11 protein-coding genes are annotated in these 14,599 nt (G+C 60.8%); all 11 read right to left on the reverse strand.

The features are described from left to right. Positions 1 to 45 precede the first annotated feature (45 nt). On the reverse strand, positions 46 to 2,823 hold the full coding sequence (locus M9827_RS01660; RefSeq protein ID WP_250602998.1) for a hybrid sensor histidine kinase/response regulator: 2,778 nt from the start codon (positions 2,821 to 2,823) through the stop codon (positions 46 to 48). Between the two features lie 99 nt (positions 2,824 to 2,922). Further along, entirely contained in the window at positions 2,923 to 4,218 is a 1,296-nt protein-coding gene (gene purD / locus M9827_RS01665; RefSeq protein ID WP_122599660.1) for a phosphoribosylamine--glycine ligase, read from the reverse strand. Between the two features lie 174 nt (positions 4,219 to 4,392). After that, entirely contained in the window at positions 4,393 to 6,000 is a 1,608-nt protein-coding gene (purH, locus tag M9827_RS01670) for a bifunctional phosphoribosylaminoimidazolecarboxamide formyltransferase/IMP cyclohydrolase (protein ID WP_250602999.1), read from the reverse strand. Positions 6,001 to 6,083: 83 nt separating this feature from the next. Continuing rightward, positions 6,084 to 6,404 (reverse strand): DNA-binding transcriptional regulator Fis, encoded by a 321-nt coding sequence (gene fis, locus M9827_RS01675; protein WP_003221275.1) that lies wholly within the window; start codon positions 6,402 to 6,404, stop codon positions 6,084 to 6,086. After that, positions 6,401 to 7,411: a tRNA dihydrouridine synthase DusB gene (gene dusB / locus M9827_RS01680; protein ID WP_250603000.1), complete on the reverse strand. Its 1,011-nt coding sequence runs from the start codon at positions 7,409 to 7,411 to the stop codon at positions 6,401 to 6,403. The genes fis and dusB overlap by 4 nt, the downstream gene beginning before the upstream one ends. Before the next feature lie 184 nt (positions 7,412 to 7,595). Beyond that, on the reverse strand, positions 7,596 to 8,870 hold the full coding sequence (locus M9827_RS01685; protein WP_250603001.1) for a DUF3426 domain-containing protein: 1,275 nt from the start codon (positions 8,868 to 8,870) through the stop codon (positions 7,596 to 7,598). A gap of 30 nt (positions 8,871 to 8,900) precedes the next feature. Beyond that, positions 8,901 to 9,779, reverse strand: coding sequence for a 50S ribosomal protein L11 methyltransferase (prmA, locus tag M9827_RS01690; RefSeq protein WP_016984923.1), 879 nt, complete (start codon positions 9,777 to 9,779; stop codon positions 8,901 to 8,903). Positions 9,780 to 10,018: 239 nt separating this feature from the next. Continuing rightward, positions 10,019 to 11,377 (reverse strand): acetyl-CoA carboxylase biotin carboxylase subunit, encoded by a 1,359-nt coding sequence (gene accC, locus M9827_RS01695; protein WP_100846379.1) that lies wholly within the window; start codon positions 11,375 to 11,377, stop codon positions 10,019 to 10,021. 17 nt (positions 11,378 to 11,394) lie between these two features. Continuing rightward, on the reverse strand, positions 11,395 to 11,859 hold the full coding sequence (gene accB, locus M9827_RS01700; protein WP_103306135.1) for an acetyl-CoA carboxylase biotin carboxyl carrier protein: 465 nt from the start codon (positions 11,857 to 11,859) through the stop codon (positions 11,395 to 11,397). Positions 11,860 to 11,907: 48 nt separating this feature from the next. Continuing rightward, the gene (gene aroQ / locus M9827_RS01705) at positions 11,908 to 12,360 is read right to left on the reverse strand and encodes a type II 3-dehydroquinate dehydratase (protein WP_093430249.1); all 453 of its coding nucleotides are present in this window, start codon (positions 12,358 to 12,360) and stop codon (positions 11,908 to 11,910) included. Between the two features lie 250 nt (positions 12,361 to 12,610). Continuing rightward, positions 12,611 to 14,557 (reverse strand): methyl-accepting chemotaxis protein, encoded by a 1,947-nt coding sequence (locus tag M9827_RS01710; protein WP_250603002.1) that lies wholly within the window; start codon positions 14,555 to 14,557, stop codon positions 12,611 to 12,613. Positions 14,558 to 14,599: the final 42 nt, after the last annotated feature.

The following is a 14,599-nucleotide window of genomic DNA, read 5'->3' on the forward strand; positions in this document are numbered from 1 at the left end:
GGGAAGTCGTGGGGGAGTCTATCAGGCGCTACGGGGTCTGTCGGCTCAAGAGGTCGGCGTCGCCGTCCGGTTCTGCTGATCACGCTCGGCCACCCAGTGTTCGATCAGCTCGCGCAATTGCGACAGCTCCACCGGTTTGGACATGTGCCCGTCCATCCCGGCCTGACGCGCGCGCTCCTTGTGTTCGGCGAGAATGTGCGCCGTCAACGCGACGATCGGCGTGCGGATGCGTTGGTTGCTGACTTCCCAGGCGCGCAATTGCTGGGTCGCCGAGAAGCCATCAAGGATCGGCATTTCGCAGTCCATCAACACCAGGTCGTAACGCTGCGCTTTCATCGCTTGCAGGGCTTCTTCGCCGTTGGCGGCGGTGTCCGGTTGCAGGTTGAGCTTGCCGAGCATGCCGCGAATCACTTTGGTCGAAATCGTGTTGTCTTCGGCGACGAGGATGCGGAAATCGCTCGGCACCTTCGCCGCCGTGGCCGGGGTGAGCACTTGCGGCTGGAACACCACCTGACCTTTGTTGCGCTGATTGAGTTCGTCCGCCAGGGTGGTCTTGAGCGTGTAGCCGGCCACCGGTTTGGCCAGAATGCGTTTGATCCCCGAATTACGCGCAATGATCTTGCTCGGCGCATTGCTGATGCCGGTGAGCATGATCAACAGGATGTCGTGGTTGAGGCTCGGGTCTTCCTTGATCTTGGCGGCGAGCTGCATACCGGTCATGCCGGGCATGTTCTGATCGAGCAGCACCACATCAAAGTAATCACGCAGGTGTGCCTTGGTCCGCAGGAGTGCCAGAGCCTCCTTGCCTGACGGCACCGCGCTGACATTCAGCCCCCACGCACTGCACTGCTGGACCAGCACTTTACGACAGGTGTCGTTATCGTCGACCACCAGCACCCGCGCACCCTGCAGCGGACTGTCGAGATCGGAAGTCGGGTGTTCGAGGCGGTCGGGGTCCAGTGGCAAGGTCAACCACAAGGTGCTGCCCTGATTGGCGCCGCTCTTGATACCGAATTCGCCGTGCATCAAGCGGATCAGTTGGCGGGCGATGACCAGACCGAGGTTACCGCCCAACCGGTTGGCCGAGAGGAAGTGCTTGCTGTGCAGTTCGGCGTGCATCAGCGCGTCGCGCTCTTCCTGCTCCATCGGTTCACCGCTGTCCTGCACGGCAATGCGCAGACGCGGTTTGCTGCTGCGTTCGTCGAGTGCAACGACGATCAGCACTTCCCCTTCATCGGTTTTCTTCAGGGCGTTTTCCAGCAGGCTCAGCAGCGTCTGGCGCAGGCGGGTCGGGTCACCGCTGATCACTCGCGGTACTTGCGGCTGGATGAAGCTGATCAGTTCGACGTTCTGTTGTTCGGCCTTGGCGCGATAGATACTCAGGCAGTCGTCGATCAAGGCATTGAGGTCGAACTGCACATCATCGAGTTCGATCTGCCCGGACTCGAGCTTTGAGATGTCGAGAATCTCGTTGATCAATGTCAGCAGTTCGTTACCGGCACTGTGGATGGTCTGTACGTAATCACGTTGTTTGACCGACAACGGCGTGCCCAGCAGCAGCTCGGTCATGCCCAGCACGCCGTTCATCGGTGTGCGGATTTCGTGGCTGATCTTGGCGAGGAACTCGGCTTTGGCGTTGATCTCGGCATTGCTCGCGGCGAGATCGCGGCTGACGCTGAAACGGCTTTCGGTGATGCTGCGCTGCCGCTCACCGAGGGCGATGCTCATCAGCAGACCGCTGATACAGATGAATGCCATCAAGGTCATGATCAGACCTTGCGGCGACACCAGTGTCAGCCCCAGCAACGCGGGAAGAATGATCAAGGTGCCGATGTTGAACACCACCATTGCGGCGACGAACAGGCGTGCCGGGCGGTAACCCTTCTGCCAGTGATAGAACCCAACAAACAACATGCTCAGGCCAGCCAGGGCCACCAGGGCATAGGTGATGATGTTCAGCGGCAGGGTGTTGACGAACAGCAACAACAGGCTGCAGGTCACGATAAACAAAATGTCGCCAATCAACAGTTTGTTCAGCGGGTGCGGGCCGAGCGGGGCGAAGAAGCGATAGGCAAACATCAGCCCGGCCGGGGCCGTCAGCAGCAGCGCCAGATAGGCGCCCGGCGTCTGCACGGCATGCCAGTTCGGCAGCCACGGGCCGGCGAGATTGAGCAGCAGTAACAGACTGAGGCCCAGAAGGCCCTCGCAGACCGCCAGCCACAGGCTGCTGCGCGAGCGGGAGTAGGCGTAGCGCACAAGGTTGTGCAGCAGCAGCATGCCAAGACAGCCGAACAGCAAGCCGAAGATCAGCGTCTGATTGTGGTTGGCTGCGCTCATCACCGCCGATTGCAGGGTGACGTGCGGGCGCAACTGGTGGTCGGAGACCAGGCGCAGATAGACATCGAGGGGTTTGTCGCTCTGCGGCAACGGCAACATGAAGTCGCTGCTCGGCAACGGCCGTTCGGCCTGCGGCTGGTCGGTGCCGGTGTTGCGTTGCTCGATCAGCTTGTCGCCGTCGAGCACGTAGAGATTGAGCTGTGACAGGTCGGGGGCAAAGATGCGCAGCACTTGTTCGTGCTTGCCCGGCGCCAGTTTGAAGCGCAGCCACAGGGCGCCATCGGGTTCTGACGCGGTGAGGCGGTCAAGGTCGATGGGGCTGAATTGATTGGTGTAGCGAGCGGAGCGGATATCGCTCAGTTGCAGATTGCCCTGATCGTCAAGCAATACCGACCAGCCACTGCCTTGCGCGGCCTGAGCCGGGAGCATGCAGAGCAAGGTCAGCAACGTGACGGTGAAGCTTATGGCAATCCTGAGCCAGCGCACGGCGAAATCCCTTCGTAGGTTGATGCCAGAATATAACGATGCGCGGCGGCGGAACAGTCCGGCGAGGAACGGTATCCCTCGCCGGACTTGATGAACAGCTTATTCCTGGGTTTCGCCACGTTCACGGGCAATGGCGCGGTAGCCAATGTCCTTGCGGTAGAAGCAGCCTTCCCAGTCGATGGCCGCCGCCAGCTTGTAAGCTTGCTGCTGAGCTTCACCGACGCTTGCGCCCATCGCGGTGGCGCACAGTACGCGACCGCCGGCGGTGACGACGTTGCCGTCTTTCAATGCGGTACCGGCGTGGAAGACTTTGCCTTCCAGGCTGGCCGCTGCGTCCAGACCGTTGATCGCCGCACCTTTGGCGTAATCGCCCGGGTAGCCGCCAGCGGCCAGCACGATGCCGACGCTCGGACGCGGATCCCACTGTGCTTCAACCTTGTCCAGCGCTTGCGCCAGAGCGGCTTCAACCAACAGCACCAGGCTCGACTGCAGACGCAGCATCACCGGTTGGGTTTCCGGATCGCCGAAGCGGCAGTTGAACTCGATCACCTTCGGGTTACCAGCCTTGTCGATCATCAGGCCGGCGTAGAGGAAACCGGTGTAGACGTTGCCTTCTTCAGCCATGCCGCGCACGGTCGGCCAGATCACCAGATCCATCACGCGCTTGTGCACGTCGGCGGTCACTACCGGGGCAGGGGAGTAGGCACCCATGCCACCCGTGTTCGGGCCGCTGTCGCCGTCGCCAACACGTTTGTGGTCCTGGCTGGTGGCCATCGGCAGGACGTTTTTGCCATCGACCATGACGATGAACGAGGCTTCTTCGCCGTCGAGGAATTCTTCGATCACCACGCGCGAACCAGCATCGCCGAACGCATTGCCGGCGAGCATATCGCGCACGGCGTCTTCGGCTTCGGCCAGGGTCATGGCAACGATCACGCCTTTACCGGCGGCCAGGCCGTCGGCCTTGATCACGATCGGTGCGCCTTTTTCACGCAGATAAGCCAGGGCTGGCTCGATCTCGGTGAAGTTCTGGTAGTCGGCGGTCGGGATCTTGTGGCGCGCGAGGAAATCCTTGGTGAAGGCTTTCGAACCTTCCAGTTGCGCGGCACCGGCGGTCGGACCGAAGCAGTCCAGACCACGGGAGCGGAACAGGTCAACGACGCCAGCAACCAGCGGCACTTCCGGGCCGACGATGGTCAGGGAAACGTTTTTCTCGGCGAAGTCAGCCAGTTGCTCAAGGGCCAGCACGTCGATGGCGACGTTCTCGCACTTGGCTTCAATTGCCGTACCAGCGTTGCCCGGCGCAACAAAAACCTTCTGCACGCGCGGATCCTGAGCCACTTTCCAGGCCAGGGCGTGTTCACGGCCACCGCTGCCAATGATCAAAACATTCATTTCAAAAACCTCAAAATTCTGTGGGCGCTACCAAACCTCAGCATTCAAACCCTGTAGGAGCTGCCGAAGGCTGCGATCTTTTGATCTTGCTTTTCAAAAACAAGATCAAAAGATCGCAGCCTCGTTTTACTCGTCAGCTCCTACATGGCTCCTGCGTGCAGAGGGAGCGGGGAATCAGTGACGGAAGTGGCGCATGCCCGTAAAGACCATCGCGATGCCAGCCTCATCGGCTGCAGCAATCACTTCAGCGTCACGCATCGAGCCGCCCGGCTGGATCACTGCAGTGATGCCGACCTTGGCCGCGTTGTCCAGACCGTCGCGGAACGGGAAGAACGCGTCCGATGCCATCACCGAACCCGCTACTTGCAGACCGGCGTGCTCAGCCTTGATTGCGGCGATACGTGCCGAGTTTACGCGGCTCATCTGGCCAGCGCCGACACCGATGGTCTGACGGTTCTTGGCGTAGACGATGGCGTTGGATTTAACGTACTTGGCGACTTTCCAGGCGAAGATCAGGTCATGGATTTCCTGTTCGGTCGGAGCGCGTTTGGTCACGACTTTCAGGTCATCGGCGCTGATCATGCCGATGTCGCGGCTCTGTACCAGCAGGCCACCGTTGACGCGCTTGTAGTCCCACGCGGCTGCGCGGTCTGCCGACCACTCGCCGCAGGCCAGCAGGCGCACGTTGGCTTTGGCTGCAACGATGGCGCGGGCTTCTTCGCTGACGCTTGGGGCGATGATCACTTCAACGAACTGACGGTCGACGATCGCTTTGGCGGTTTCGGCATCCAGTTCACGGTTGAACGCGATGATGCCGCCGAAAGCCGATTCGGTGTCAGTTGCGTAAGCCAGTTCGTAAGCCTGACGGATGCCGCCTTCGGCGTCCGGGCTGACCGCCACGCCGCAAGGGTTGGCGTGCTTGACGATCACGCAGGCTGGCTTGACGAAACTCTTCACGCATTCCAGCGCGGCGTCGGTGTCGGCCACGTTGTTGTACGACAGCTCTTTGCCTTGCAGTTGGGTTGCGGTGGCGATGCCGACTTCGGCAGGCTTGGCTTCTACGTAGAACGCCGCGCTCTGGTGCGGGTTCTCGCCGTAGCGCATTTCCTGGGCCTTGATGAACTGGCTGTTGAAGGTGCGCGGGAATTCGCTGCGACCTTCGGTGCTCAGGGTTTCAGCGGCCTGATTCACGGTGCCCATGTAGTTGGCGATCATGCCGTCGTAGGCAGCGGTATGTTCAAAGGCCTTGAGCATCAGGTCGAAACGCTGAGCGTAAGTCAGGCCACCGGCCTTCAGGCCTTCGAGCACACTGGCGTAATCGCTGGCATTCACCACGATCGCAACGTCTTTATGGTTTTTCGCTGCCGAACGGACCATGGTCGGGCCGCCGATGTCGATGTTCTCGATGGCGGTCGGCAGGTCGCAGCCTGGCTTGTTGATGGTGGCTTCGAACGGGTACAGGTTGACCGCAACCAGGTCGATCGGCTTGATGCCGTGCTCGCTCATGATTGCGTCGTCGATACCGCGACGACCGAGGATGCCACCGTGGATTTTCGGGTGCAGGGTTTTCACCCGACCGTCCATCATCTCGGCGAAACCGGTGTAATCCGCGACTTCCACTGCGGCAACACCGTTGTCCTGCAGCAGCTTGAACGTCCCGCCGGTGGAGAGGATCTCGACGCCCAGGGCTTCGAGCTCCTTGGCGAATTCGAGGATCCCGGTCTTGTCGGAAACGCTGATCAAGGCGCGGCGGATCGGCAGGCGGGTAGTCTGGTCGGTCATCTCAATTTCCATCAAAAGCAAAGGAAGTCAGCAAAAAAGGCGACCGTTTTTTACGCGGGCGCCTTTCTGGTTTGATTGAATGCTTACAGCAGATCGTACTGCTTGAGTTTCTTGCGCAGCGTGCCGCGGTTAAGTCCCAGCAGCTCACTGGCCTTGGTCTGGTTGCCCTTGACGTAGTTCATCACGCTTTCGAGCAGGGGAGCCTCGACTTCGGAGAGCACCAGGTTGTACACATCCGTGACGGACGCGCCCTCAAGGTGGGCGAAATAATTGTGCAGCGCCTTCTCGACACTCCCGCGAAGGGTCTGACCTTCTTCGCTCGGGGTATTGAGGTGCTGTTTCAAATTCACGTTGTCGCTCACGGGTGCTGTTCCACTCACTAAAGTCTCGGTCATCATCGTCATGCGGCCACCCCTTCTTCGTCCCCTGTCAGGCTCTTGTAACGCTCGGCGAAGAACTCCCGAACGTTGGCGCATTGTGTTTCCGTACCATCCAAACGATTGAAGTGGGCGCGAAACTCCCTGGCGCCCGGCAAGGTTGCGAGATACCAGCCCACATGCTTGCGCGCAATGCGCACGCCCATCACATCCCCATAGAAAGCGTGAAGGGCGGCCAGATGCTCCAGCAGAATGTGTTCCACTTCGTTCAGCTCCGGTGCCGGCAATTTCTCGCCGGTACGCAGGAAGTGTTCGATCTCGCGAAAAATCCATGGCCGCCCTTGGGCGGCGCGGCCTATCAACAGGCCATCGGCACCGGTCGCGTCGAGCACGTAACGGGCCTTTTCCGGCGAATCGATATCGCCATTGGCAAACACCGGCATCGACACCGCCTGCTTGATCGCGGCAATCGTGTCGTATTCGGCTTCACCGGTGTACAGATCGGCGCGCGTGCGGCCATGCACGGCCAGCGCGGTGATCCCTGCCTGTTCGGCGATCTTCGCCACGGTCAGGCCGTTCTTGTTGTCGCGATCCCATCCGGTGCGGATCTTCAAGGTGACCGGCACATCAACCGCAGCCACAACGGCCTGCAGGATCTCGGTCACCAGTGCTTCGTCCTTCAACAACGCGGAACCGGCGGCCTTGTTGCAGACCTTCTTTGCCGGACACCCCATGTTGATATCAATAATCTGTGCGCCCAGTTCGACGTTGGCCCGTGCCGCGTACGCCAGCATCTGCGCGTCACCACCGGCGATCTGCACCGAGCGTGGCTCGGGATCGCCTTCGTGGATCATGCGCATGCGCGACTTGCGGGTGTTCCACAGGCTCATGTCACTGGTGACCATTTCCGAGACTACAAGCCCTGCGCCCAAACGCTTGCACAGCTGACGAAAGGGCTGGTCGGTGACCCCCGCCATCGGGGCGAGAATCAAACCGTTCTGCAATGTGTATGGGCCGATGCGTACCGCCGACATAGGACTTCCCTGAGGTGGGGCCGGATCATGAGAGTTCGAAAAAGGGTTGGCATGATACCCGCTCTCGATGACTGGATAAAGGCTGAATTGAACAAAATCTGAACAGTTATTCTGTTATCGCCACAGGTTTGGTTGTGGGTGGCAAAGTCAGAAAACCGCCGTCAATTGCAAATCGGCGCGGGGATCACTCGGGGGAGTGGAAGCTCAGGCTGTAATTCACCGCTTTCGTGCCTGGATCGAGGATATCCAGCGCAATGTGGATCGGCGTTTGCGGCGGCATTTCCGCCAGGCCTTCGAGATCCCCTCTAAGGTATTCGCCGGGTTTGAAGCGACGACTGGCGATCAGGTGACCGTTGAGGTCGGCAAAGCGCAGTTCCAGTAATGGAAAGGGCTGAGAAAACGTCGCGCGGTTGTAAATGATCGCGTCGACCACCAGTGCACCGTTGAACTCCGGGTGGCTACGCACCACCAGGTTGCTGCTCTTGATCCGGGCGATGTCGACCTTGGACGGCACCGTGCAGCCGACCTGCGGGCAGATTTGCTGGAACCATGGACGGTATTGATCCTGGCGGGCCAGTTCATCGAAATGATAGGCGATGTACTGCGCAGCCAGTCCGCCTGCCGCCAGCAGCACCAACAGTAGCCAGAGCATGCGGCGTCCCCACGGCGAGCGGCGTTTCTGCCAGTCCAGTTGCAGCGGGTCGTCGGTCAGGTCTTGCAGGACTTCAGCGCGTACACCGGGTTCGGCACGCTCGCGTTTTTTGCGCAGCGGCTCGATCGATGGCAAGTCGTCCTCATCGACTTCGTCGCTGGTCGACAAGCGTTCGCGGCGGGCATTCGGGTCGATCGGGTCGTGAAGGCGCAGTTGCGGGATCGCCGGCTCGTCGTCGAGATCTACCGGTTCCAAAGTCAGCGAAGGCTCAGTGCGCGCGGCTTTGGCCGGTTCGATCTCCGAGACTTCTGCCTCGTCGTCGGGCTCGATCGTGTGCTCATCGGCATGTTCGCTGAACAGGCTGTCGCGCCAGACGGTTTCGTCCGGCTCAGGCATGTCGCGCCGGGCGCTCAGGGAATCTTCGCGGGGACGACCGAATTCGGTGGTCGGCTGGATTTCCCGTTGCTCGAGGCGGGCAAGTTCCTGGTCCAGATCGAGGCTGTCGAGATCCAGCTCCGAGGCGCTCCACTGCTTTTGGCTGATGGCGCGCGGTGCCGGCGGCTCGACGATGGCTACGGGTTCGACGGCTGGCGTCGACTCGACAATCGGCGGTGGCTCGGCAAGCGAAGGCGCGACCGGCGTCACCGCGTCCTTGCCAGCGTGTTGTTCCAGCAGCTGTTTGGCGGCGTTGAACACTTGCAGGCAGGAGCCGCAGCGAACCACCCCGCGGGCCACGCTCAATTGAGCATGGCTGACACGGAAACTGGTTTGGCAATGCGGGCACTGGGTGACGAAGCTGTCAGTCATGCGGCGATCCGGATTATGCAGGCGGACATATTAGCGCCGACGGCCGGTGATGCGCACCCAGCCATCGCGATTGGCGATCGGGTCGAGATCGAAGTCCTGCGCATAAGCGGCAGCCACCTCATCACCCTGTTCGGCGAGGATCCCCGACAGCGCCAGACGGCCGCCGGACTTGACCAGCCCGGACAGTTGCGGCGCCAGCGAAACCAGCGGCCCGGCGAGAATGTTGGCGACCAGCACATCGGCTTGAACCTGCGGCAGATCTTCCGGCAGGTACAGCGGGAACAGTTCGTCAGCAATATTGTTGCGACCGGCGTTGTCGCGCGAGGCTTCCAGCGCCTGCACGTCGATGTCGGTACCGACGGCTTCTTTCGCGCCGAGCAGCAGGGCGGCGATCGCGAGAATCCCCGAGCCGCAACCGAAATCGAGCACGTTACAGTCTTTGAGGTCCTGACCGTCCAGCCATTCCAGGCACAGCGCGGTGGTCGGGTGGGTGCCAGTGCCGAATGCCAGGCCCGGATCGAGCAGCAGGTTGACCGCATCAGGTTCCGGTGCGGCGTGCCAGCTCGGCACGATCCACAGGCGCTGGCCGAAACGCATCGGCTGGAAACCGTCCATCCAGCTGCGTTCCCAGTCCTGGTCTTCAATGACTTCGCTGTGGTGTTCGGGCAGCGGGCTGCCGGTCAGCAGTTCCAGATGGGCGAGAACCGGTGCCGGTTCGGTGCCGCCCTCGAACAGCGCGAGCAGGTGGGTGTGCGCCCACAACGGGGTGGTGTTGAGTTCCGGCTCGAAGATCGGCTGATCTTCGGCGTCCATGAAGGTCACCGACACGGCGCCGACCTCAAGGAAAGCGTCTTCGTAGGTTTCGGCTTGTTCCGGGCTGATGGCGAGACGTACTTGCAGCCAAGGCATGGCGGGCACCTTTGAAAAAATATTGATTGCAGCCTAGCGGCCGGCGAGAAGCGCGCAAGTTTACGCGAGCGCGCGGCAGAACACGACCATGGTTGAAGATCAAAAGATCGCAGCCTGCGGCAGCTCCTGCAGGGGAATGCATTCGAAATGTAGGAGCTGCCGCAGGCTGCGATCTTTTGACTTTGCTGCATAAACAACAAAGCCGCCCGAAGGCGGCTTTGTCTGGTGCGGGCTGAAGCTTAGTGCTTCTCGCCAGCCAGCTTGTGCTCGAGGTAGTGAATGTTCACGCCCCCTTTGCAGAAGCCTTCGTCACGAACCAGATCACGGTGCAGCGGGATGTTGGTCTTGATCCCGTCAACCACGATTTCGTCCAGGGCATTGCGCATGCGTGCCATGGCTTCGTCGCGGGTCGCGCCGTAAGTGATCAGCTTGCCGATCAGCGAGTCGTAGTTCGGCGGAACGGCATAACCGCTGTACAGGTGCGAATCGACGCGAACGCCGTTGCCGCCTGGAGCGTGGAAATGCTTGACCGTACCCGGGCTCGGCATGAAGGTTTTCGGGTCTTCAGCGTTGATCCGGCATTCCAGCGAGTGGCCACGAATAACCACGTCATCCTGGGTAAACGACAGCTTGTTGCCAGCGGCGATGCTGAGCATCTCCTTGACGATGTCGATACCGGTGACCATTTCCGAAACCGGGTGCTCCACCTGAACACGGGTGTTCATTTCGATGAAGTAGAAACGACCGTTCTCGTACAGGAACTCGAAAGTACCCGCACCGCGGTAACCGATGTCGATGCACGCCTTGACGCAGCGAGCCAGTACTTCCTGGCGCGCCTGCTCGTCGATGCCCGGTGCCGGCGCTTCTTCGAGAACCTTCTGGTGACGACGTTGCAGCGAGCAATCGCGGTCGCCCAGATGGATGGCGTGACCCTGGCCGTCGGAGAGCACTTGCACTTCGACGTGGCGCGGGTTGGTCAGGAATTTTTCCAGATAGACCATCGGGTTACCGAACGCCGCACCTGCTTCGGAGCGGGTCAGTTTCGCCGAGGCGATCAGGTCTTCTTCCTTGTGCACCACGCGCATGCCGCGACCACCGCCGCCGCCAGCGGCTTTGATGATCACCGGGTAGCCGACTTCACGACCAATGCGCAGCGCCGTTTCTTCGTCTTCCGGCAGTGGGCCGTCAGAGCCTGGAACGGTTGGCACGCCTGCTTCGATCATCGCGTGCTTGGCCGAGACCTTGTCGCCCATCAGGCGAATGGTGTCGGCTTTCGGGCCGATGAAGGCGAAGCCGGAGTTCTCGACCTGCTCGGCAAAATCGGCGTTTTCCGCGAGGAAGCCGTAGCCTGGGTGAATGGCGGTGGCGCCCGTCACTTCAGCGGCAGCGATGATGGCCGGGATGTGCAGGTAGGACTGAGCGGCAGACGCCGGACCAATGCAGACGGATTCGTCTGCCAGACCCAGGTGCATCAGCTCTTTGTCGGCCTTGGAGTAAACGGCGACGGTCTTGATGCCCATCTCTTTGCAGGCACGCAGAATCCGCAGGGCGATCTCACCGCGGTTAGCGATCAGAACTTTTTCCAACTTCGCAGTCATCAAAGGCTCTCCGCAGTTCAAACGATGGTGAACAGCGGTTGGTCGTACTCAACCGGCTGGCCGTCTTCGACGAGGATGGACTCGATCACACCGCTGGTTTCAGCTTCGATGTGGTTCATCATCTTCATGGCTTCGACGATGCACAGAGTGTCGCCTTTCTTCACGGTCTGGCCGACTTCAACGAAGGACGGCGAGGTTGGCGAAGATTTGCGGTAGAAGGTGCCGACCATCGGCGAACGGGCCACAGTGCCGTTCAGCGCTGGCGCAGCAGCGGCAGCCGGGGCTGCGGCAGCAACCGGAGCAGCAGCGGCGGCAGGTGCAGCGGCCGGTGCTTGCATCGGAGCCGGCGCGTAGTACTGCTGAGCCGGGGTCTTGCTGTGACGGCTGATGCGTACGGACTCTTCGCCTTCCTTGATCTCGAGCTCGTCGATGCCGGACTCTTCCAGCAATTCGATCAGTTTCTTAACTTTACGGATATCCATGAATCATCAACTCCCAAGGGTCGGTCAGGGGCGTTTAACGCTTGTAGTTCAAGCCGTTGCCTGTGTTTCAAGCTGTTCTAGCGCAGCCTCCAGGGCCAGTCGGTAACCGCTGGCGCCAAGGCCGCAGATCACTCCCACCGCTACGTCGGAGAAGTAAGAGTGATGGCGGAAAGGTTCGCGTTTGTGCACGTTGGACAAGTGCACTTCGATGAATGGGATGCTCACTCCCAGCAACGCGTCACGTAATGCGACACTTGTGTGCGTAAAAGCTGCTGGATTGATCAGAATGAAATCGACACCTTCGCCGCGCGCGGCGTGGATGCGGTCGATCAATTCGTACTCGGCATTGCTTTGCAGATACAGCAGATGATGGCCGGCTTCACGGGCGCGACGCTCCAGATCCTGATTGATCTGCGCCAGGGTCGTTGAACCGTAAGTGCCGGGTTCGCGGGTGCCGAGCAGGTTCAGGTTGGGGCCGTGCAGCACCAGTAGGGTCGCCATCTGCGTAGTCCTTGTTATGAATGAGCAGTCGTCAGAACCCGGCGACTATGCCGCAAAGACTTTGTGACTGTCCAGTTCTATGCAATAGCCAGCACGATGGCCGATGTTTGCGCGAAATATGTGACCAAGTGTCCTAATCCGGTCACTTGTGGTGAACCCCCTGTAGGAGCTGCCGAAGGCTGCGATCTTTTGATTTTCAAGAGCAAGATCAAAAGATCGCAGCCTTCGGCAGCTCCTACAGGGATTTTCGTCAGACACGAAAGGCTTGAACGGCGGTATGCAATTGCCCCCCCAATACCAGCAAGTTCTCGCCCTGTTCGCGGCCACGGCCGATACGCACCAGATTATCCCCACCCAACTGATGTATCCGCTCACTGTGATCGCGAATCTCGCTGACCGCGCCGCTTTGCTGCGCCGTGATGTCGGCAATGCGGATCGCCGTATCGGAGATGGTCTGGATCGCGCCGACGATTTTATCCAGCGCGCCATCCGCCGCTTGCGCCTGATTGGCCGTGGCTTCGGCGTGTTCGACTTGTGCGCGCATGCCTTCGACCGATTGGCGGGCGGCGGTTTGCAGGCCGGCGATCAGCGTCTGGATCTCAGCGGTTGCGCCAGCTGTGCGTTGTGCCAGTGAGCGTACTTCTTCCGCCACCACGGCAAACCCGCGCCCCATTTCCCCGGCGCGCGCCGCTTCAATCGCCGCGTTCAGGGCCAGCAGGTTGGTCTGGTCGGCGATCGAGCGAATCACCGTCAGCACGCCACCGATGGTCGCTGACTCCTCGGCCAGATGCTCGATCATTTGCGCGTTGCCCTGAACCTCACCGACCAGCGCGTGCAGGCCGGTGAGGCTCTGGCCGATCACCGTCTGGCCATGTTCGACCGCCAATCCGGCGTGACGGCTGGCGTCTGCTGCTTGCTGGGCATCGCCGGCCACCTGTTGAATGGTCGCCTCCAGCTCGCCGAGGGAATCGCGGATCAGCGCGGTATCACCGGCCTGATGTTCGGCGCCGCTGTGCAAGTCGTTGCTCAGTTCGGCGAGGGTGCGACTGCTGCCCGCCACTTGTTCGGCATTGCCGCGAATGGTGCCGACCAGGTCCACCAGATACGCGCGCAAGCGGTTCAGTGAGGCCTCGATGTCGTGCAACTCGCGGTTGGTCTTGCCCAGATGGATGTCGCTACTGAAGTCACCTTCGGCCCAGGTCGACAACGCCGGCGCGAGATTGGTCAGGGTGCGCGCCAGGCGGCGTTGCAAGGTATCGATCAGCAGGGCAATCAGCAGGATCAACCCGATCATCACGCTTTGCATCAAGCGCACTTCACCCTGGATCTGACCGTGCTGGGCACGTACCACCGGTTCCAGGCCAGCGATGGCTTGCTGCACGGCAGTGATTTTCTGGTGAGTGGCGGCACTCAAATTCGTGCGCTTCTGAATCTGATCACGGGTGCGCTCAAGCTCAGCCGGGTAGCGCCCGAGCAGGCTGTTGAGTTCTCGTTTGAGGCCGACGCCGGCATCTTCAGCGACGGCTTTTTCGGTGTTCTCGATGCCCATCATCGCCGCGAAGTCGTCGTTGCCCGATTCGTTTTTGGCGACGACACCGAGCAGGGGCAGGGCATCGATCACCTGTGCCTGAGCCCGGATGTTGCCGACTTCGCGGTCAACGTCCGCGGCCAGTTCACTGCGCCCGCTGCTGACCAGTTTGTCCCGCGCCAGCGAGAGTTTGCCCAGGTGCTGGGATGCGGTGAGCAATGGCGTCAGATAAGCCGCATTGCCGTTGGCGTAGGTGCTGAGCTGTTCAAGGCTGGCGCTCATTTCGCGTTCGGCCTGCAACAGCAGCGCCTGCGGGTCACCGGCCAGTTTGCCGGCGGCGAGCAGGTCGGTTTTGCTGAACTCGCCAAGGTCCGACAGGCTCGGTCGCAGTGTTTCGGCCAGCGCCGGCGGCAGTTCACCGAGGTCTTTCTGCAAACCGTCGATGGCCTGGCTGGCGCTGCTCAGGCGCAAGGCGTCGCCGCTGGCAAGGTAGTCCTCGACGTTGCGTGCCACTTCGTTCTGAAATTGTTGCGACAGCCCAAGATAACGCTCCATCAACAGGTACGGGCGTTCGAGGGCTTTTTGCGACCACCACAGCGTGGCGCCGAGTGCGAGGCACACGGCGACCAACAGCAGCGTATTGAGATTGGTGAGCAACTTCAGGCGCATGACGGCTACCAACGGCAGAAATGGTAAGCGCCTGAATTTATT

Source organism: Pseudomonas sp. AKS31, assembly GCF_023634765.1.
Taxonomy (GTDB): Bacteria; Pseudomonadota; Gammaproteobacteria; order Pseudomonadales; family Pseudomonadaceae; genus Aquipseudomonas.